General features: G+C 39.8%; 16 protein-coding genes and 1 tRNA gene. 7 read left to right on the top strand and 10 right to left on the bottom strand.

Annotated elements, in window-relative coordinates; translation table 11 throughout:
• The first annotated feature begins 113 nt into the window (after positions 1-113).
• Positions 114-893, top strand: coding sequence for a photosystem II S4 domain protein (locus H6G25_RS17425; protein ID WP_190393584.1), 780 nt, complete (start codon positions 114-116; stop codon positions 891-893).
• 94 nt (positions 894-987) lie between these two features.
• Positions 988-1,061, top strand: a tRNA-Val gene (locus tag H6G25_RS17430).
• Between the two features lie 22 nt (positions 1,062-1,083).
• Here H6G25_RS17430 and H6G25_RS17435 read toward each other — a convergent pair.
• Positions 1,084-1,371, bottom strand: a complete 288-nt coding sequence (locus tag H6G25_RS17435; RefSeq protein ID WP_190393585.1) for a DUF4090 family protein — start codon at positions 1,369-1,371, stop codon at positions 1,084-1,086.
• Positions 1,372-1,524: 153 nt separating this feature from the next.
• Between H6G25_RS17435 and H6G25_RS17440 the strand changes: the two genes are divergently transcribed.
• Positions 1,525-2,967 carry a phosphoglucomutase/phosphomannomutase family protein gene (locus H6G25_RS17440; protein WP_190393586.1) on the top strand — a complete coding sequence of 481 codons (1,443 nt, stop codon included), beginning with the start codon at positions 1,525-1,527 and terminating at the stop codon, positions 2,965-2,967.
• 86 nt (positions 2,968-3,053) lie between these two features.
• Positions 3,054-3,632: an RdgB/HAM1 family non-canonical purine NTP pyrophosphatase gene (gene rdgB, locus H6G25_RS17445; protein ID WP_190393587.1), complete on the top strand. Its 579-nt coding sequence runs from the start codon at positions 3,054-3,056 to the stop codon at positions 3,630-3,632.
• Positions 3,633-3,668: 36 nt separating this feature from the next.
• Here rdgB and recN read toward each other — a convergent pair whose 3' ends face one another.
• Complete coding sequence (gene recN, locus H6G25_RS17450) at positions 3,669-5,399, bottom strand: DNA repair protein RecN (protein WP_190393588.1); 1,731 nt, start codon at positions 5,397-5,399, stop codon at positions 3,669-3,671.
• Positions 5,400-6,404: 1,005 nt separating this feature from the next.
• Here recN and H6G25_RS17455 point away from each other — a divergent pair.
• On the top strand, positions 6,405-8,420 hold the full coding sequence (locus tag H6G25_RS17455) for a family 10 glycosylhydrolase (RefSeq protein WP_190393589.1): 2,016 nt from the start codon (positions 6,405-6,407) through the stop codon (positions 8,418-8,420).
• Between the two features lie 224 nt (positions 8,421-8,644).
• On the opposite strand, the gene H6G25_RS17460 is transcribed toward H6G25_RS17455, so the two are convergent.
• From H6G25_RS17460 to H6G25_RS17485, 6 genes are all read right to left on the bottom strand, one after another.
• On the bottom strand, positions 8,645-9,127 hold the full coding sequence (locus H6G25_RS17460) for an NADAR domain-containing protein (protein WP_190393590.1): 483 nt from the start codon (positions 9,125-9,127) through the stop codon (positions 8,645-8,647).
• Positions 9,128-9,917: 790 nt separating this feature from the next.
• Complete coding sequence (locus H6G25_RS17465) at positions 9,918-11,615, bottom strand: iron uptake porin (protein WP_190393591.1); 1,698 nt, start codon at positions 11,613-11,615, stop codon at positions 9,918-9,920.
• 490 nt (positions 11,616-12,105) lie between these two features.
• The gene (gene phoU, locus H6G25_RS17470) at positions 12,106-12,774 is read right to left on the bottom strand and encodes a phosphate signaling complex protein PhoU (protein WP_190393608.1); all 669 of its coding nucleotides are present in this window, start codon (positions 12,772-12,774) and stop codon (positions 12,106-12,108) included.
• Between the two features lie 41 nt (positions 12,775-12,815).
• Complete coding sequence (locus H6G25_RS17475; RefSeq protein WP_190393592.1) at positions 12,816-14,126, bottom strand: ATP-binding protein; 1,311 nt, start codon at positions 14,124-14,126, stop codon at positions 12,816-12,818.
• A gap of 53 nt (positions 14,127-14,179) precedes the next feature.
• On the bottom strand, positions 14,180-14,932 hold the full coding sequence (locus H6G25_RS17480; RefSeq protein WP_137907199.1) for a response regulator transcription factor: 753 nt from the start codon (positions 14,930-14,932) through the stop codon (positions 14,180-14,182).
• Positions 14,933-15,325: 393 nt separating this feature from the next.
• Entirely contained in the window at positions 15,326-15,895 is a 570-nt protein-coding gene (locus tag H6G25_RS17485) for a pentapeptide repeat-containing protein (protein WP_028091660.1), read from the bottom strand.
• 229 nt (positions 15,896-16,124) lie between these two features.
• Here H6G25_RS17485 and H6G25_RS17490 point away from each other — a divergent pair, with 229 nt between their 5' ends.
• The gene (locus H6G25_RS17490) at positions 16,125-16,775 is read left to right on the top strand and encodes a hypothetical protein (RefSeq protein ID WP_242035006.1); all 651 of its coding nucleotides are present in this window, start codon (positions 16,125-16,127) and stop codon (positions 16,773-16,775) included.
• A gap of 7 nt (positions 16,776-16,782) precedes the next feature.
• Here the strand turns inward: H6G25_RS17490 and H6G25_RS17495 are convergent, their stop codons facing one another.
• Positions 16,783-18,927 (bottom strand): DNA phosphorothioation-associated putative methyltransferase, encoded by a 2,145-nt coding sequence (locus H6G25_RS17495; protein WP_190393593.1) that lies wholly within the window; start codon positions 18,925-18,927, stop codon positions 16,783-16,785.
• A 522-nt stretch (positions 18,928-19,449) separates the two neighbouring features.
• On the opposite strand from H6G25_RS17495, the gene H6G25_RS17500 reads away from it, so the two are divergent.
• Complete coding sequence (locus H6G25_RS17500) at positions 19,450-19,668, top strand: hypothetical protein (protein WP_028085144.1); 219 nt, start codon at positions 19,450-19,452, stop codon at positions 19,666-19,668.
• Between the two features lie 26 nt (positions 19,669-19,694).
• Here the strand turns inward: H6G25_RS17500 and ribD are convergent, their stop codons facing one another.
• Positions 19,695-20,765: a bifunctional diaminohydroxyphosphoribosylaminopyrimidine deaminase/5-amino-6-(5-phosphoribosylamino)uracil reductase RibD gene (gene ribD, locus H6G25_RS17505; RefSeq protein WP_242035009.1), complete on the bottom strand. Its 1,071-nt coding sequence runs from the start codon at positions 20,763-20,765 to the stop codon at positions 19,695-19,697.
• Positions 20,766-20,783 lie beyond the last annotated feature (18 nt).

The raw sequence follows: 20,783 nt of genomic DNA on the forward strand, positions 1-20,783 counted from the left end.
ATTATGCCTACGCGGACTAATGGATATTAAACCCACGCCGGTGGGTTTTGTTTGTGTAGAGGCGATTTCTAATCGCCTGGTATGATGATTCCTTCTGTAATTTCCATAATTCTATGCTACCTAGAGAAGAACTTTTAAAAGGGGTTGAAAACCGCGATACCATTGCCCGTGTAATTGATCAAGCTGACCAGGCTATAAAGACCTGGGAAGTGGTATTAACAGATTTTTTGTCTCCGCCAGAGTTAGCGGAAATTAACCGGGTATTTAGCCGATTAACAGAGGTGCATTTAGTGACTTGGGGTGGATATCCCCAAGCGGAAAGACAAAGAATAGCGATCGCCCGCGCTGAGTTACCATTAGATCAGTCTCAAGTTGCTATCATGGCTTTAGAAATTGCTGGTAATTTCCTATTTGATACAGCGAATCACCGAGATTTTTTAGGTGCGATGTTGGGAACGGGAATTGTCCGGGAAAAAACGGGAGATGTGATTGTTTTGGGGGAAAGAGGGGCGCAGGTGATTGTTGTCCCGGAATTGGCAGAATTTTTAGAGATGAGTTTAAAACAGGTGCGTTCCGTACCGGTGAAAACTCAACGCATTGATATTAGTGAGTTAAAAATCCGCGAACCAAAGAAAAAAGAATTAACGACTGTGGAAGCTTCTTTACGGTTAGATGCGGTGGCTTCTGCCGGGTTTGCGATGTCTCGCAGTAAAATGGTAGATTTAATAGACTCCAATGATGTGCGTGTTAATTGGAAGGAAGTGACCCAAGCCAGTTCCCAAGTCAAAACGGGGGATTTAATTGCTATTCGGGGAAAAGGTCGGTTAGAAGTTGGAGAAATTGCGGTGACAAAAAAGGATCGTTATCGGGTGCAGTTAACTAGATATATGTAAAATAATATATCTAAAATATATCTAAAATAAAATTTTGGTTTTAGGGGTTGACAGATGATATTTTAGATGATAGATTATTAATCTGTGTGATTACGGACGGTTAGCTCAGGTGGTTAGAGTACATCGTTGACATCGATGGGGTCGTTGGTTCGAGTCCAATACCGTCCATATTGTTTTTTAAAGTGACTGATTATTTACCGCTGTAGAAAAAGGCAATTTCCTTTTCTTTTAGAGGCGCGAAACCGGCATCAATTAGTTTTTGGTCTAGTTCAGTTTGGGGAATATGTTTAGCACCAATGCGGACAATGCGAGAACGCATGGTGTTGGATACACCACTACGCTGTCTGTTCGCTTCTAAAGCCATAACTTGTGCATACAATTCTAACTTAGCGGGAGGAATAGGAGAACCATCAAAATCAATTCCTTTAGCGATCGCTTGGTCAATAGCATCAGCACCTGTGGTAGTGTCAGTAGACATGGTAACTCATTTTCAAAGATAAAGATATAAAAGTATTTTACCACCTCAAGGATTTTTACCAATTACCCATTACCAATTACCCATTACCAATTACCCATTACCAATTACCCGCATAAATGCTAAAATCCTCAATTAGAAATTGAGGATATTTTCATGCCAGTTGTAACTAACCCAATCAAGTTTGGCACAGATGGCTGGCGCGGTGTGATAGGTGAGGAGTTTACCTTTGAACGCCTGGCGTTAGTAGCAACTGTAGCCGCCAAGGTTTTACATAATACTTACTTTTCCGAGGTAGGTAGCCGGACAATTATTATCGGTTATGATCGCCGATTTATGGCGGAAGATTTTGCTCGTGTTGTCGCTAATGCTGTTACCGCAGTGGGTTTTGATGTCCTGTTTAGCGAAACTTCAGCACCAACTCCGGCTTATAGCTGGGCGGCTAAAGAACTCAAGGCTTTAGGGGCGCTAGTTGTGACAGCGAGTCATAATCCGGGTAGATACTTAGGATTAAAAGTTAAAAGTGCCTTTGGTGGTTCAGTTCCACCGGAAGTTACACAAGAGATAGAAGCTTTATTATCAGAAAAAGTGCCACCAGTAGCGATTCCAGGTCAGGAACATAGTTTTGATCCTTGGCCGAGTTATTGTCAGGCATTAGCGGGTAAAGTTGATATTGACAAAATTAAACAAGTTATCGCTGCTGGTAAATTAACAATATTCGTGGATGTCATGCACGGGGCTGCGGCTGGGGGACTAGCGCGACTATTAGGGTCACAGGTTCAAGAAATAAATAGCGAACGTGACCCTTTATTTGAAGGTGGTGCGCCGGAACCTTTACCAAAATACCTGTCACGACTATTTACAGTCATCAAAAACCATCGCCAAAGTAATAAAACTGGTTTAACAGTAGGTTTGATATTTGATGGCGATTGCGATCGCATTGCAGCGGTAGATCAAGATGCTAATTTCCTCAGTTCTCAAATTTTAATCCCCATCTTAATTGACCACCTGACCCGGCGGCGCAACTTTCAGGGGGAAATAGTCAAAACTGTGAGTGGGTCGGACTTAATGCCCCGTGTAGCCGCCTTACATAACCTTTCTATCTATGAAACCCCTGTAGGTTATAAATACATTGCTGACAGAATGTTAACTACACAGGTATTGCTAGGTGGTGAAGAATCTGGTGGGATTGGTTATGGTAGTCATATTCCCGAACGTGATGCTTTATTATCGGCGCTGTATGTATTGGAGGCTGTGGTAGAATCAGGGTTAGATTTAGGCGAATATTATCGTTATTTACAACAACAAACTGATTTTTCATCGGTCTATGATCGCATTGATTTACCTTTAGCGAATATGGAAGTGAGAGGGCGACTATTACAACAGTTACAATCTCAGCCTTTAACAGAAATTGCAGGTAAACAAGTCATCGCTTGTCAAACTATTGATGGTTATAAATTCCGTCTGGCTGATCAAAGTTGGTTAATGATTAGATTTAGCGGTACTGAACCAGTTTTACGGCTTTATTGTGAAGCAGCAACAATAGAACAAGTTCAGAAAACTCTAAATTGGGCAGAAACTTGGGCTGAATCAAATTAATTGGTAATGGGTAATTGGTAAAATCTTTACCTTTTGCCTTTTTCCTGACAACGGACAACGGACAACGGACAATGGACAACGGACTAATGACTAAATTACTCGTAGTAGCGACAGGAAATACCGGTAAATTACGGGAAATGCAAGCTTATTTAGTTGATTCTGGTTGGGAATTAACTATAAAACCGGAAAATTTGGATGTGGAAGAAACAGGGGAGAGCTTTGCGGAAAATGCTTGTCTCAAAGCCTCGGAAACTGCTAAATTTACAGGTAATTGGGCGATAGCCGATGATTCTGGTTTGGCGGTAAATGCCCTGAATGGTGCGCCTGGGGTGTATTCTGCTCGTTATGGAAATAATGATACAGAACGGATTGGTAGATTATTAAGAGAATTAGGTGATGAAGAAAATCGTCAAGCTAGGTTTGTGTGTGCGATCGCAGTTGCCAATCCCCAGGGAGAAATAGTAATTCAATCTGAGGGTATTTGTCAAGGTGAAATTTTATTTGCACCTTCTGGAGATGGTGGTTTTGGTTATGATCCGGTTTTTTATGTCCCAGAAAAACAATTGACTTTTGCCCAAATGACAACAGATTTGAAAAAGTCAATTAGTCATCGGGGAAATGCTTTCCAGGCTTTAGTTCCCCAGTTAAGGAAATTAATAATGTAAACCTATTATTTCTCATCCTAAAATTTGTATGGTTTTTTATGTCCTCCTTTCCCGATGATTAGCAGCTTGTAATAATAAAGACTCGGCAAAAGCGATCGCTTGATTTGCGGATTTACCACCAGCTAACTGTGCTAATTCTTCTCGACGGGTAGTTAAATTATCCAAACTTGTGACTCTGACAACTGTTCGTTGTTCATCATTACTATTTACAGCTTTATTAATCACTAATTTAGCGACGCGAAAATGACGATCTGCCATAGCTGCAATTAAAGGTTGATGGGTTACACATAATACTTGATGTCCTTGACTAATTTGATGCAATTTTTCTGCTATGGCTTGGGCAACTCTACCAGAAACTCCTACATCAATTTCATCAAAAATAAAAGTTCCCACTTCATTTCCTTGGTGAAAACAAGATTTTAAGGCTAATAAAAATCGGCTCATTTCTCCACCCGAAGCAATTTCTGTTAATGGTTGAATAGGTTCACCAGGATTAGGACTAAACATAAAAGTAATTTTATCTGCACCTGCTGATGTGGGGGTAGTGGGGACAATTTCTACTTGAAATCTTACCTTATCCATTGCTAGGGGCTTGAGTTCAGCTAGTAACCGAGATTCTAAATCAGCCGCAGTTTGACGACGTAATTGACTTAATTGTTGACTGAGATGATGGAGTTGTTGTAAATATAATTGTTCTTCTTGTTCTAAAGTTTCTATAGATTGTTCATTATTATTTAATTCAGCTAATTCATTTTGAATACGTTGATAATAAGCGATCGCTTCTGTTAAAGTTGGACCATATTTACGACAAATTTGTTTTAATTCCCGTATTCGTTCTTCTACTTCTTCTAACCGTTGGGGATCTGCTTCCAATCCTTCTCCATAAATATTAATTTGTCTACCCACTTCCATGACGGCTGCGACTGCATCCCGCACCAATTCTAATAAAGATTGTAGTTGAGAATCATACTCTATCATTTGAGTTAATATCATCTCTCCATCGGCTAATAAATCAGCGGCCGTGGGAGTTTCCTGATCATCTTGATACAAAGCCTGATAAACTTTGTAACTCATTTGTTGTAAATCAACAACATGATTCAGACGGTCTCGTTCTTGATTTAATATTTCCATTTCCTGGGGATCATCAAGATTAGCAGCACCTAATTCTTGTACCTGATATGTTAATAGATCTAATTGTTGTAGCCTTTCCCGTTCTGATGTTCGGCGTTTTTCTAGTGTTTGACGTGCTTGTTGATATATACTAAAAGCAATGCTGACATTTTGGCGTTTTTGTAGCAATAAATCACCACCATATAAATCTAACCAATCTCGAACTTGAGCCGATTGTCCTACTTTTACGGTTTGTCCTTGTGCTGTTATTTCTACTAAATGATCTCGCAATCCTCCCATTAATTGACGATTTACCAGGACTCCATTGACTCGTGATCTACTGCGAATATTACTAGTTGTGGTGGCAATTTCTCGACTGATGATCACAGCATTATCATCTATTAAATCAATTTCTTGTTCACTTAACCAAGCGGCCAGAGGTGGGGTGACGCTAAAAGTTGCTTCTACCATAGCTCGATTTGTGCCAGTACGAATGACTCGACTAGAGACTTTACCACCCAAAACTGCATCAATGGCATCTAGTATAATTGATTTTCCTGCCCCGGTTTCCCCTGTTAATACATTCAAACCTGCCCCAAAATCTAATTCTAAATGATCAATTAAGGCAAAGTTTTCAATTCTTAGATATAGCAGCATTTACATAATCCTCAGATTGCAGATTTCCTGGTTTCCTCTGAATTACGGCGTTGCTGATTTGAGGTATGAAAATGATTTTTGATGATTTCAAAACCCTTGTAAAGACCTTCCATGGGTAGGGATTCTCGGCTCTACACCTAAATTCATACCTGGTTTTAGCAACGCCTGAATTACTTAGGACTTACGCAAGATTCATGGAATAACGAACCACTCCAGGCACAGAGGTCACGGAGAAATGAGGATTTGAGAGAGATTTTGCGTAAGTCCTGTTACTAATACAGCACTTCCCGATGTTATGAGGTACAAGAACCCCACCCCCAACCCCCTCCAATATCAAAAATTTATCCTTTTCTTCCCCCCGCAGCGGGGAGATTGAGGGGGGTGCGAGGAGGGGGCTTATGATGTACCTCATAAGAGCGGAAACCCCTGTAAGTTATGTTATTCATCTTATTTGGTAATATTTGCCAAATTATGATTAGTTTACCATGAATTATACTTAATCAAGTTAACAAAATAAAACTTTATATTCTCAATGCTTGGCTTTTACCTGACACAGAATTTATTGTCTGGATTTTGAGCCTCTAGCTTAGTAATGATTATTCTCAGTATGTATTTTAAATATAGAAAGCTCAAGATTATACACTATGATATTAGCACAAAATGTCAAGATGTCAATACCCTAGTAAATTCGTTGGCTTATTGACTATATTCTCAAGATTATTGAGAATTAACGGGCTATATTCTCAACAAACATAGAAAGGCGATTTTTTTCCTAAAGGGATATTTAAAAAACTTATATATCTGACTGGATTAAAAAATTAGTGGCTATGGCTTAAGTAGGTTGGCGTTAAAAATTGTCGTTATGACAAGGGAACAGGGAACAGGGAAGAGGGAACAGGGAAGAGGTTTTCGGCAACTTTACTTTTTGTTACATATTTCGGTTTTTTTTCGTTCACCTACTTAAATATTGCTAAATTAATAAAGGATGTAACTATCTCCAGAAATATGGTATCTACTCCCATAACATTTTCCGATATTCAAAGTCATTGGTCGAGGGCATTTATTGAGGCTTTAGCCGCAAGGGGAATTCTCAAAGGGTATCCTGATCGAACTTTCCGCCCTAATAACCCTGTAACTCGGGCTGAGTTCGCGGCTATTATCGCTGCTGTTTTTTCCCCACCAGTGAAACGTGAATATGCGGGTTTTGTGGATGTTCCTGATACCCATTGGGCGTTCAAGGCGATTAAAAAAGTTTATGAAAGTGGATTCTTGACAGGATATCCAAATAAGCGTTTCGGTATAGATGAAAGTATTTTTAAAGGTGATGTTTTAGTAGCCATGGTCAATGGCTTGGGAATTGCTGGTCAAGTTGACCTAGACCTAGTGAGTAAACTAGCGGAAATTTATCAAGATGGAGCTTTAATTCCTTATTATGGAATTAATCAGATAGCTTTAGCGACTCGTGTTGGTTGGGTAGTAAATTATCCCAATGTCAAAATCCTTAATTATAAAACAGCGGTTACTCGCGCGGATGTAGCGGCGGTAGTTTATCAAGGGTTAGTATATTTGGGCAAGGCGGAAAAAATTCCTTCTGCTTATATTGTTGTGCCTGGGGCTTTATCTCCAGCCCCTAATACTAATACTATCAAGGTCGGTCATCGGCGTGAGTTCCGAGGTGCTTGGGTAGCGTCTGTGTGGAATAGTGACTGGCCTTCTCAACCGGGACTGACTGTGGAAGAGCAAAAAGCAGAGTTATTAGCAATTATTAAACAGTTACAATCTTTGAATTTCAATGCTTTAGTTTTGCAGATACGACCAGAAGGTGATGCTTTATATGCTTCTGAATTAGAACCTTGGAGTGCTTGGATTACAGGAACTCAGGGAAAAGCACCAACACCATTTTACGATCCTTTGGAATTTGCGATCGCTCAATGTCATCTACGCAATATTGAATTACACGCTTGGTTCAACCCTTACCGCGCTAGAGCCAATAGTCAAGTTTCTCCTGTCCGTCCCCACATTGCGGTGACTAACCCAGAAGTTGTTTATCAATGGGGTACTCAACTATGGATGGACCCAGGGGCAAAAATTGTTCAAGACAGAGCCTACAATGTGATTATTGATGTTGTCCGGCGTTATGATGTAGATGCTATTCATCTAGATGATTATTTTTACCCCTATCCCATATCTGGTAAACCCTTTCCCGATCATAAAACCTATGCTGCTTATCAAGCCCAAGGTGGTAAACTCAGTTTAGAAGACTGGCGACGAGAAAACGTTAATCAAATGGTATTGCGACTTTCTCAAGGAATTAAAGCCACCAAACCTGATGTTAAATTTGGTATTAGTCCTTTTGGTATTTATCGTTCTGGAGAACCTGCGGGGATTGTTGGTTTAGATGCCTATAATGTCCTTTATGCTGATTCTAAAAAATGGTTACAACAAGGTTGGGTAGATTATATTGCGCCTCAACTCTACTGGCGTACCGACCAAACGAAACAAAGCTATGAATTGCTACTGCAATGGTGGACTAAAATCAATAGTAAGCAGCGTCATGTTTATGCCGGTAACAATCTAGGACAATTGGATGGTAAAACCTGGAAAAACAGCGAAATTACCAAGCAAATTCAGATTTCTCGGAATTTAGCGGCTAATTTGTCTTTGGGTAATATCTTTTTTAGTATGACTGGCATTCAGGAAAATCGTCAAGGCATTAGTGACGAGTTTAAAACCTATTATCCCACACCAGCCCTCGTTCCTAGTATGTCATGGAAAAGTTCCGCAACACCGATACCGCCCAAAAATCTCAAATTTGTTGATGGTAAATTAAACTGGGAACCAGGAGATAATCGGCCTATGCGTGCTTGGAGTCTGTATTTTCGAAGTGGTCAGAATTGGACAATTAAACGCATTTTATCCGCTGGTACTACCTTTGCGACAGTTACACCCGGTACTTATGCTGTCTGCGCTGTGGATAGATTAGGGAATGAAAGTGAAGGTGTCATGATCAGTGTAGCGTAGGTTAGCCAGAAGCTACAAGCAGCCGGGGAATAAATGGGGCTGGTAACTGAGTCAAAATATCTATCTAACCCACATTCCTAACTTTAATGTGGGTTAGAAGGTGAAAAAGGTGCAAGAAAAAGAGTTAAAATAGGCGAAAACTCTGACTGACAGTAAAAAGCGTTAAAACGTATAGAAAAAAGAAACAAGAGGAAAGGACACCACAAAACTTTAATACTTTATATTTAATACTTTATAGGGGTGTCAAAATATTCTAAAGTGGTTAATTCGCGTATTTCCGCACGTACACTCATAAGAATTTTACTAAGGTGATTTTTTCCTGTACCATCAGCACCACAACCCCAAAAATAGTCTATAGGTGAATCTTCTATTAGGACTTTATCACCTGTAAGTAATAAGATTTCCCTGATATCAGAATGAGTAATAAACTTTTGTAGTACCCCAACCCGCATAACTTGAATTTTTACCAATTCCCAATCTGGACGCAGACAACGAGAGTGACAACGCCCTAAAGCAGCAGCTTGTTCAGGAGTAGCAGCAGCGTGAATTAAAGGTATAATTGGAGCATCTGGACTACCAACAAACTTTTGTGCTTGATAATAATGTTCAACAGTTGGCCAGTAAGTACCTTCGATATTAATACCGTGAGCGGAAAAATTAGAAAAACAGCCATAGGGGTCGGAAACCTTATAAAAGTAAATAGTCATGGTAAAAATTCTCTTTTATACTAAATTAGCAAACTTAGCCATGATCAAAATAAATAATCGGAAATAATAGAGATAGATACTGGGGATTTTCAATATTTAATAATAATCAAATAATAATCAGAATATTTTTTTCAACTACCCGAATTTTTAAAGAAGTCGGACATCTCCAAGCTACAAGCTATCATATATAGAAACAGGGCTATAAAAACATCTAAACCAGATTTTGAATTAGCAATAAATAGTCGTAATTACAGCAGTTTTCATCTATTTAAACCAGACTTTGATTACCTTCTTCTTTTGCGCCTTCCTTACTTTGCGCCTACCCTTTTGGATCTCTAAGAGAGATTGCGCGAAACAAAAACCGTGGTTCATTTACCTGAAATTCGCTGTAAGTAGCTTGGCGTTAAAAATTGTCGTTATGACAAGGGAACTCTTAACTCTTAACTGGGAACAGGTTTTGGGTAACTTTACTTTTCCTTACTTATGTCGGTTTTTTTCCGTTCACCTATTTATTCTTTTCGCATTTCCTGTTAATAAATAATCAAAGCTGAAGAATGTTATTCTCAATTTAGTAACTGTAAAAATGTTACTAAGTTTTTAGACTTATCTAAGAGGATGTTTTAAACAAGGAATACCTAATGATAAAATAAAATAATTTCTCAATAGATTATGAACGGAAAAAAGAGCGAATAATAGTAAAAGTTTCGCTCTTTCTTCTGCTAGAATTTAGAAAATGAAAACCCCCTGCTTAGCAAGGGGAGGGTTAGGGTGGGGTTAACCTCAGTTAATTCTAGAAAGTGAAAGTGGTCCGTAAAGTACCAACATATTCGTTGAGGTTTCTGTTGTTATTCTCAGGATTTAAAATGACTATTAAACCTGGAGTAACAAGGATATTATCAGAAAGCTTCACTTTGTACAGACCTTCTATATGATAAGAAGTGCCTGATTCTAGACCTGTATCTTTTATGTTATTGATAACAGATTGTCCATTTAGTTTAGCACCAGTGACTTTAGGTGAGCGACCGAAGATTAAACCCAAAGTATTACCTTCTTTACCGAAGTCTTTGATACCCAAGCTAGCAGCCCAATACCACATTTCAGCGCTTGCTGGAAGAGCCGCTTGTAAAGTGCTGGCTGTTGTATAACCTACTGAACCGCCTAATGTGATCTTCGCATTAGGTTGGAAGCTAACTGCTAGACCATAGTTGTTAGATTCAATTCGAGTAGCATTCAAATTCCTACCCGCAACAGCTTGACTGACATCATTTGTAAAAGGGTTATTAGCAACATTGCTGCCTGTATCTCCGAAAAGATTGAAACCGCTACCCTGATAAGCATGAGCATAGGTTAGACCAAGGTTGATGGCTTTGTTGGGCTTCAAAGCCAACTGACCAAATATGGTATTATTACCATCGAATAGTCCGTTTCCTGCGACAGGATTAGCAGCATTATTGCTACCTGTGGCAAAATAAGCCGCGCTCAATGCTAGTTTATCATTGGGAGTGACGTTAACGGTGATACCAGCACCGTCATTTGCTAGACGATAAATGGGGCTGAAACGTCCGTAGCGAGATAAAGCACCTGTACCACTGCTTCTAAAGTCGGGGTTGAAAACATTGACGTTTTCGTTTAACTCAGCACCAGTAGCATCAATTTTGACACGAACTTTGTCCGTTAAATTGAAGGCGTAGTTGAGTTTGTCAATAGTTACGGTGTTCTTGTCATCACCGTCATAACCCAAACGGGTCATGTTAGTACCAGTGATACCTTCATTACCGACAATATTCCGACCTTGCAAACGAGTTTGTAATTGGTCTGTACCAGTGAAGCTACTGTTTAAACTCAACCGCACTCGATTAGAGAAAGTTGTATTGGAGTCTAACTTGGTATTCCTAGGAGGATTATTAGCATTGGTAGGTGTTTTGTCGGCAAATGCTACCGTATCTCCAAAGGCTTGGGATAGGCTGAAAATAGCTTCCCCAGCTAGTTTGGTGGTGGTAGAGAATTGATTAGCTTCTAGTTCGCCGGTACGAGCTTCTAAAGCGTCTACTTGACCGCGAATAGTTGCCAATTCATTGCGATATTCTTCTTGCAACCGTTGCAAGGTGGCTAAATCCTGCTTCGTCACTAGGTCAGCAGTAGCAGTAGCAATAAGTTCATTAACGCGGTCTAAGCAGGAATTTAAACCAGCCGCAAATTCATAACGACTCAAAGCACGATTACCACGGAAAGTACCGTTGGGATAACCAGCCGCACAACCATAACGTTCAACTAGGGATTGTAATGCTTGAAACGCCCAATCTGTGGGCTGTACGTCGGAAAATTGAGAAACAGATGTTACTTGACCCAGGTTGTTGGAATCTTGGGATAATTCAGCAACACTTGTCACTTTACCATTAACTTCACCAGCAAAGGCGCTGTTACCAGCCAATAAGGTCAAGGCCACAGCAGGGCTAACTTTGAGGATATTCCAGAAAGCTTTTTTCATAGGTTTTAATTTCTCTCACACACACCTAAACGAACTCAGTTTATGGTAAAGTCCCACTTGAGGAACTTACACATAAATTTTCTGATTTGATTCTACATCATAAATAACACTTAACACAACAGAATATTAAAATTTTTATACGAAGTTATAATTTTTTTATCTTATGATTATGATTGGGTAAACACAGGGTTATGAATCGGAATGTCTTGTCAAAAATAGTCTATGGTATTGGGGGGTTGTGAAGATCAAATCTGTAACCCAGAATTACAGCACTTCCCGATGTCATGAGGTACAAGAACCCCACCCCCAACCCTCTCCAATATCAAAAGTTTATCCTTTTCTTCCCTCCGCAGCGGGGGGATTGAGAGCGGTGCGAGGAGGGGGCAAATGAAGTACTTCATAAGAGCGGAAACCCCTGTATCAAGCGTTTGGTGCGTTACGAAGACAGCTAACACACCCTACGGGAATTAATTTCTGCCGGAAATCCAATTTAACAACGTTGACCAGTTACAATATATGTGACTCGTTGGGCAATGTTGGTAGCGTGATCTGCCATGCGTTCTAAACACCGAATTGCTAAGGTTAAGAGTAAAATTGGTTCAATTACTCCCGGAAAATCCTGAATGTGGGCAAAAGTTTGATAAAGATGCTCATAAGCATTGTCTACAGCGTCATCTAACTGATTCATCCGTTGTCCACCGGTTTCGTCTAAATCTGCTAAAGCAACTAAGCAGGTTGCTAACATTGCTTGGGCGTGTTGAGACATAATAGCGATCTTTGGTAGAGAACTATGGGGAGGATAGGGAAAGATTTTAATGGCAATATCTGCCAATTCCTTAGCATAATCCCCAATGCGTTCTAAATCGCGGACTAATTGCATAAAAGCACTTAAACACCGTAGATCCTGTTCCGTGGGTGATTGATGGGTAATAATGGTGGTGCAGTCTGATTCTATTTGCCGATAAAAGCGGTCAATTTTTTTATCTAGTCGGGGTATTTGTTCTGCTGCCATTAAATCGCGGTTAAATAGGGCTTGGTGACAGAGCCGAAATGATTGTTCTACTAAAGCACCCATACGTAATAAATCCCGCTCTAAACGCCTAATGGAACGTTTTATTTGGGGTGTTTCATGATTCGGTGTATAAAGTACAGTTTCCACGCTGGTCATATTAAAAAAACTATATATTGTCTTAACTATAGTCAAGACTCAGTTGAATTTGTGATCATTTGCGGAAATTGAACTTGTATCCAAGCGCCACCAGTGTCTGGATGGTTCATGGCCTGAATTGAACCACTATGGGCAATAACTATTTGCTGGACAATGGCCAAACCTAAGCCACTACCAGCAATTCCCGTTGTAGAATTTACTTCATTGACTGGTGAACGATAACGGGCTTTATCCCCTCGATAAAACCGTTCAAATACATGAGGTAAGTCACTAATAGCAAAACCAATACCGGCATCAATAATATTTATTTCCACTATGTGCCTGTGGTCAACAGTAATTATTTTAGTCTCAATGTGAATAGTTGTCCCAGGGGGACTATATTTGATGCTATTATCTAGTAGGTTAACAAATACTTGATAAAGTCGGGATCTATCTCCTTGAATTTTAATACTTTCTAAACCAGAATAGGCTATAGTTAAAGATTGAAGTTGGGCAATTGGTTCTAGGGTTTGCCATGCTGAGGTGATAAGCGATCGCATTTCCACCATTTCTAAACTTAACTGCATGGTGGGGTTATTTTCTATTTGTGTCAATTCTAACCAACTTTGTACTAAATTAATTAGTCGGTCAACTTCTTGCATCAGCCTATTAACCCAACGATCTAAGGGTGGTTCTAACCGAGTTAAGAGGGTTTCCACTACTAGACGAATTGCAGTTAGGGGTGTTCTGAGTTCGTGAGCTAAATCGGAAAAAGAGCGATCGCGTTCTTGCTTGATATCTAGCACCGGCTGGCAATTTTCCAAAAATACGCCTACTTGTCCTGTTGGTAAAGGTAAAGTAGAAGCCCGTAGGAACATAGACTTTAATTGTGTCATCACCTTAGCATCTTCACAAGGGGGATGAAAAACCCATTCTTGTACCTGCGGTTTTTGCCAATCACGAGTTTGTTCAATTAACTGATCTAATTCGTAGGATCTGACCAATTCTAATAATAACCGGACTTGTCCTGGTTGCCATCTTTGGAGATATAATATTTCCCGTGCTTGCTGGTTACACCACAGGAGTTGGTTTTCTTCGTCTACTTGTAAATATCCCAGGGGTGCAAAATCCAGCAATTCCTGATAGGTAGATAGGGACTGCTGTAGATATTGTCGCTGTCTATTGACTATGGCAATTTCCTGACGTAAGCGAGGTCTGAGCAGCAGTTTGATATTCGTCATTTTCTGGGAATGAGAATTTAACGGTTGCAGTAACCGCTCTAGATACCAGTTCAGATGAACTAGTTGCCAAACCCAAAAACCAAGGCCGACAGCTAAACCCAGTAAAAATCCCAGTAAGAACATGGAAGTTGTTAGTTGGTGTATTATCACTCAAAGCTAACAACTATCTTGACTAATTACCCAAATCTGTAACCAAAACCTCTCACAGTAACAATACATTCTGGATGACTGGGATCTATTTCTAATTTTTCTCGTAACCAGCGGATATGAACATCAACGGTTTTGCTATCCCCAACAAAATCAGGTCCCCACACCTGATCTAGTAATTGCTCCCGTGACCATACCCGACGGGTATAATTCATAAAGAGTTCTAACAGCCGAAACTCTTTAGGAGACAAATTTACCTCCTCTCCACGCACCATAACCCGACACTCACGAGCATTTAAAGTTATATCTTTGTGCTTGAGGATAGGGATTTGTGGTAATATGCTTAAACGTTGGCGACGAAGTAACGCCCGACACCGCGCTACTAATTCCCGCATACTAAATGGTTTGGTGAGATAGTCGTCAGCACCCACTTCTAACCCTAGCACCCGGTCGGTTTCACTACCTTTAGCACTGAGCATTAAAATCGGTACTGAGTTCCCTTGATGACGTAAAAAACGGCAAATATCGAGACCATTGATCTGGGGCAACATTAGATCTAATATCACTAAGTCTAAAGATAATTCCTCAGAATTATGTTCATAACTTTTGAGATATTCTACCGCTGCCCGGCCATCACTAGCCGTGATAATATCATATCCTTCCGCCTCTAAGGACACAACTATCATTTCTCGAATCAATTCTTCATCTTCGACTATGAAGATACGGCTGGTTTTTCCAATGTCCGCTTTCGCAGAATATTTAGCTAATTCGCTGGTATACATTAATTTTTTAAGTGTATAACAAAGTCTAGTATATGGGAAATCATGCCCAGAAGATATTGATTTTAATTTTTTCTATTTGGTTTATTTGTAAATTTTTGTAGCAGTAATTTTCCGTGAACAGGGAACAGGGAACAGGGAATAGGGAACAGGGAATAGGGAACAGGGAACAGGGAACAGGGAATAGGGAACAGGGAACAGGGAACTCTTAACTGGGAACAGGGAATAGGGAATAGGGAACAGGGAACAGGGAACTCTTAACTGGGAACAGGGAACTCTTAACAGGGAACAGGGAACTTTACTTTTTGTTACTTATGTCGGTTTTTTTCCGTTCACCTACTTATCATCCTTTTGTAGTCAGGGCTTTAGTTAATGTCCGGGATTGAAGTATCTGAATTAACTATGTATGCTACCATCAGGCATAATCGCACCTGTTAAGAATGTTTCGCTCATATCTGTAGCATTTAAGTTTGCACCTGTTAAATTAACTTCGCACAAATTAGCCTCGCTTAAATCAGCACCGCTCAAGTCTGCTCCTTGTAAGTCTGCTTTCCACATTCTCACACCCCCCATTTTCGCACCACTCAGGTTTGCACCCCGGAGATTTGCAGCAGAAATTGAGGCCATGTGTAAATTAGCATCACACAAGTTAGCACCACTTAACAATGCGCCGCTGAGGTCAGATTCGTTTAAATGTGCCATTTCCAATGTAGCTTGAGTTAAATCAGAACCACAGAGAATAATTTCAGATAAGTGCGCCCCTTTTAACTTTGCCCCTTGTAAATTGGCTTTACTCAAATTAGCTCCACTTAAAAAAGCATCTGTCAGATTTGCTCCTCTTAAATCTGCTCTACCAAAATCTACACCACCCAAATTGACTCCTTCTAGGTTTGCTCCTTTTAATACAATGCCATTAAAACTTCTTTCTCCTGTCGCGTATCTAGCTAAAAGTTCTTTAACATTCATATATATACCTTGATAAAGGGAACAGGGAATAGGGAACAGGGAACAGGGAATAGGGAATAGGGAATAGGGAATAGGGAATAGGGAACAGGGAATAGGGAATAGGGAATAGGGAACTCTTAACTCTTAACTCTTAACTCTTAACTCTTAACTCTTAACTCTTAACTCTTAACTCTTAACTCTTAACTCTTAACTCTTAACAGATTTTGGACAACTTTACTTTTCGTTACTTATGTCGGTTTTTTTCCGTTTACCTACTTACAATATAACAGTTAACCTTAATGCTTTTGTATTTATGGATAATAGCAATTTAAAACTAGGCAAACATCTAACTTTAGAAGAATTTTGTACCTGCACTCAAACCTATCAGAAATACGCCAAAAATATCAACCCCTATCCTCAAAATCTACCGGAAGTAATTCCGGCTTTACAGGATTTAAACAAATTTATCATTGACCCAATTATAGATTATTTTGGTAGGGATAAATTTGATCTTACCTACGGTTTTTGTTCTTCAGACTTAAAAAAGTATCTTGAGAAAAAAGACCCAGTTACAGGTCAAAAAAATGGGCGTGTAGCCCCAAATCTTGACCAACATATCAGCCATGAAATTAACAAAAATGGTCAATATTACTGTCAAAGATTAGGTGCGGCCTGTGATTTTCTAATTAGAGACTTACCCAGCACAGAATTAGTAGAATGGATATTACAAAGTAAACTACCTTTTGATTCCCTGTATTTTTATAGTAACTATCAACCAATTCACATTAGTTATGGACAACAACATAAACGGGATATTTGGACATTTAATAACTTAGGAACACCGACAAAAAAAGGAATTGAAAACTGGATAAAACTAGCAAAACAAACAAAACAAACTTAATAAACTTTTATTCCTCCTCTGTGCGACTCTCGGACTGTGCGTGAGTAACATTCTTCTTTTTTTGTCGAGTTTTCAAAGCTGCTTTAAGTGCTTTTAATTTATAAGCGTCCGCATCTTTGCACCAACTTAACCTATAACCGTTAATAACAGTGCAGTTTTCTTTTAAGCATTTTTTCCAGCCAGAAAGATGACTAATACTGTGCCAATTATCGAAAAGTCCTCTATTTTCTTCTTGACGAGTTAATTTAGCAAATTTCTCATACTGGGGATAATCGGGAGTGACTAAAGTATCTATTTGGTGTAATATTGGTGGGTCATCTTCTAGATGATAATCTTGATAAGTAACTTGCAAGTCTCTTAAATCAATTGTCATCACTTTTGATAAAACTGGGTGGGGGTTGGTATCAAAATCAGGGTAAAATAAATAGGATATTTTCGGTGTTTTTAGATGGAATTTAATCACATTTGCGGCTTCTAATCTGCCAATGGTGCGACTAGCGCAGCCTTCATAAAGCCGTAATAAAGGGTCTATTGCTTGTAATGCGGAAATATGTACCAAAAGAGAATTAGGAAGTTTTTTACCTACTTTGCTTTCTTGACAACGTTTAATGATTAGTTCTGTATTTCCTAAACTACGTAACATTTGATCGGCGTCTAAACAAGCTTGTTTATAACTACTATATAAACCAATTATGTCCTCTTTTACCGCTGGTGCTAATTGTCCTAATCTGGGACGACGGCTAAAATTACACAGTGCTAAATAAACCATTAGATCTTGACGGCGTTTGTCAGCGATCGCTTGCCATTCTTCTGAGTCTGTTGCCTGTATAATGACATTAAAAGCCCGGCGTAAACTCCCAAATTCCTGAGCAATTTCGGCTGCTTGGGGTAATTCACCTTTAATGGGAAGTCTTCCCCGTTCCGTGATAAAATTCATCAGGGGAGTCAATAATTCTTGGTATTCTTGAAACTGTTTCACACAATTACGTATTCTAGGGGTAGTAGCACGAGACCGGAAACGAGAAACCCGAAATAACTCCGCGTTAGCTTCATCTCGAAAGACAAAATAAATACCCAAGGCCACGGGAATAGCGTCCACTCCTAACACTTGGTCAATGTAAATTTTTAATTCTTCTTGTTCATAATATTTCTGAAATGTGTTACGATTAGTAATCACTCCGTCGCCATAGGCAATGACACCGCGTTTAATGTCGGCTATCAACACCTGGGCAGCTACTAACAGTACCTTTTGAGTCAGTTCCCAGGCTTGAATTAGGGCTTCCCGGCGCTCGCTAGTATTTTCAATGACATTGATCACAAAACCAATATTAACAATATCCGCAGCCATGGGCGGTGTATCTGGGGAATAGTACGGGTCCCAGCCAGAACTTATATAACCTTGTTCAGCCATACGAGTCACATCTCCACCATGGCCACAACCGTAATCAAAAAAGGTGGTTTCTGGGCTAAATAAGCCAGATTCCAGGGCTAAACGGACGGGACGGGATAAATCAGGACGGATAATTGCGGCTTTGTGACGCTCTATTTTGGGGACTATGGTTGTGGCTACAGAACGGCTTTCCCGTTGAATTAAGTGATGTCCCTGAATTTCCACTCCAAAAATTTGTAGCCTTTGTTGCCAACCTAACTTAGTGCCAATGCCTTTAGTCTGATTAAGTAGACCTAAAGTTACTTGAGCGCGAGTTAAAGCAGCGAACTCCGCATACAAAGGATATTCTGGGGTAACAAAAGTTTCTTTGCGGTGTAAAACGGGGGGGTTTTGGGAATCGCTATAATCCCGATAACCAACTTCTAGAGTTTCTAAATCTACCTGAATACTGTAGTGTAAAGACGGATGAGGGTCTGTATCAAATTCAGGATAAAATAAATAGGAAATTTTGGGTTTATTAGTGCTAAATTTAACTATGGTTGCTGACTGAACTTGAGGTAAAGCCCTACGAACACAACCTTCATATTCTTGAAGCCAGGGGTCAAGAGTATGTAATGCTAAAACATGAATGTAAAAAGCATCAGGTAAAATTTTGCCAAAAGGACTATTTTGGCAATATTGAATTATGTTACTCAGTTCAAGAGGATAAAACTTGGAGAGGTTTTCCTCAAGGGTATGGGTGATATTGTCAGGTTCAAACATGAATCTGTCATCTTGTAGAAATAGAGATAACCTGAGTAGGTGAACGGAAAAAACCGACATAAGTAACGAAAAGTAAAGTTGCCCAAAACCTGTTCCCTGTTCCCTGTTCCCTGTTCCCTGTTCCCTGTTCCCTTGTCATAACGACAATTTTTAACGCCAACCTACTTGATTAAAATTACTTTAGTACAAAAAGCTGAAAATGGAAATAAAAAACGTGATAAATTAGACAAAAACCGCTCAAAGCCTCATTTCTCTCCGTCCTCTGTGTCGTCTGTGTCCTAGTAGGTTCGTTTTTGTATTCATCAAATATAGCAAAAAGAGCGAAAAGGCCAGAAACAAAAATTTGAGATAAGTAAAGTTTTGTTAATTCATATAAATTGACAATTCTTAATTAAAATCAAGATATTTGTCTAATTATTAAATTTTTAATAATACTTATATCTAGTTGTGGATTTATGCAGTCACTTAATATGAGAATTGTGTAATCTGAAAACAACTAACTAATGATTAAATAGAGGTCTAATGACTCCCACAATCATGCGTCAGCTTTGGTCTATAATTGAAGCTACCCACACAGTAACACTTTTACAGCTTGATGATGATAGTTTAGTACAGTGGTTGGTAAAACAAATCACTAATCAAGCCTTCTTAGATGCCAGTGAGATTGATTTCCTCTGTGATTATATTCAATCTCGGCTGAGTCTGATTCGTGACTTAGCTTATGAGCGTCAACAAACATGATTAAGCCTTTATGCTATTTAATTAATTTAATTAATTACTGATGGTAAATAACCTTCTACTAAGCAGTCAGAGCCGATAATTCGCCAACTTACCCGTTCCAGAGGTAATGCTTGGGTCATACTGGTTAAACCTAAATCTCCTACAGGTGTGGGAGCATGATTTCCACCAATAATTTTGGGGGCGATAAATGCCATAATTTTTTGGACTGCGCCTTGAGCGATCGCATTAGCTGCTAGAATACCACCACATTCCCATAGTACGCTACAAAAACCGCGCTCATATAAATGAGTCATAACTTGTTCTGGAGTCAGTGATCTAAATTCCAGTACCTCCACCCCTTTTTCCCGCAGCATATTTTTAAAAGTCTGTGAGCTACCAACCTCCGTCAAAACTAAAGTTGGAGCTTCCCGGGTATCCCACAAGCGAGCTTGTTCTGGTAAATTCAGACTTCGACTCATCACTACTCGCAGGGGATTATGAGTATTACAGTTGTGGCTAGTTAAATCAGGGTTATCTTGTCTAACCGTGTTTCCACCGACAACAACAGCATCACAAGCGGCTCGTAAGCGATGAACCTCCGCGCGAGCATCTTGATTTGTTACCCAAGCACTATGACCGGAAGTAGTAGCAATTTTGCCATCTAAGGTCATAGCATATTTCAAAATCCCTAAAGGTCGCTGATAGAGAATACGATGAATAAACCCTTCATTTAATCGCCGACAGGCTGCTTCTTCTACGCCGACAACAACTTCTATACCAGCAGCACGTAACCGCGCTATACCGCCACCAGCGACTAAGGGATTAGGATCAACCATTCCCACCACCACCTTAGACACTCCAGCATTAATTAATGCTTCTGAACAGGGAGGAGTGCGTCCATAGTGGTTACAAGGTTCAAGACTGACATAAATAGTGCTTCCTCGCGCTCCTTCTCCCGCTGCTTTCAGGGCAAAAACTTCTGCATGAGGTTCACCGGCACGGGGATGAAATCCTTCCCCCACAACCTCCCCATTTTGAACAACCACCGCCCCGACTAAGGGATTTGGTGAAGTCCGTCCCAAAGCTTTAGCAGCTAGTTCTAGACAGCGTAGCATCATCCTAGAGTCAAAGTCATT

This window comes from Dolichospermum sp. FACHB-1091, assembly GCF_014697585.1.
In the GTDB taxonomy this organism is placed as follows: Bacteria; Cyanobacteriota; Cyanobacteriia; order Cyanobacteriales; family Nostocaceae; genus Dolichospermum.

Excerpts from the sequence above, each read along its gene's own strand:
- H6G25_RS17425 (WP_190393584.1), top strand. The coding sequence starts at position 114 with ATGCTACCTAGAGAAGAACTTTTAAAAGGGGTTGAAAACCGCGATACC.
- H6G25_RS17435 (WP_190393585.1), bottom strand. The coding sequence starts at position 1,371 with ATGTCTACTGACACTACCACAGGTGCTGATGCTATTGACCAAGCGATC.
- H6G25_RS17440 (WP_190393586.1), top strand. The coding sequence starts at position 1,525 with ATGCCAGTTGTAACTAACCCAATCAAGTTTGGCACAGATGGCTGGCGC.
- rdgB (WP_190393587.1), top strand. The coding sequence starts at position 3,054 with ATGACTAAATTACTCGTAGTAGCGACAGGAAATACCGGTAAATTACGG.
- recN (WP_190393588.1), bottom strand. The coding sequence starts at position 5,399 with ATGCTGCTATATCTAAGAATTGAAAACTTTGCCTTAATTGATCATTTA.
- H6G25_RS17455 (WP_190393589.1), top strand. The coding sequence starts at position 6,405 with ATGGTATCTACTCCCATAACATTTTCCGATATTCAAAGTCATTGGTCG.
- H6G25_RS17460 (WP_190393590.1), bottom strand. The coding sequence starts at position 9,127 with ATGACTATTTACTTTTATAAGGTTTCCGACCCCTATGGCTGTTTTTCT.
- H6G25_RS17465 (WP_190393591.1), bottom strand. The coding sequence starts at position 11,615 with ATGAAAAAAGCTTTCTGGAATATCCTCAAAGTTAGCCCTGCTGTGGCC.
- H6G25_RS17475 (WP_190393592.1), bottom strand. The coding sequence starts at position 14,126 with ATGTTCTTACTGGGATTTTTACTGGGTTTAGCTGTCGGCCTTGGTTTT.
- H6G25_RS17480 (WP_137907199.1), bottom strand. The coding sequence starts at position 14,932 with ATGTATACCAGCGAATTAGCTAAATATTCTGCGAAAGCGGACATTGGA.
- H6G25_RS17485 (WP_028091660.1), bottom strand. The coding sequence starts at position 15,895 with ATGAATGTTAAAGAACTTTTAGCTAGATACGCGACAGGAGAAAGAAGT.
- H6G25_RS17490 (WP_242035006.1), top strand. The coding sequence starts at position 16,125 with ATGTCGGTTTTTTTCCGTTTACCTACTTACAATATAACAGTTAACCTT.
- H6G25_RS17495 (WP_190393593.1), bottom strand. The coding sequence starts at position 18,927 with ATGTTTGAACCTGACAATATCACCCATACCCTTGAGGAAAACCTCTCC.
- H6G25_RS17500 (WP_028085144.1), top strand. The coding sequence starts at position 19,450 with ATGACTCCCACAATCATGCGTCAGCTTTGGTCTATAATTGAAGCTACC.
- ribD (WP_242035009.1), bottom strand. The coding sequence starts at position 20,765 with ATGATGCTACGCTGTCTAGAACTAGCTGCTAAAGCTTTGGGACGGACT.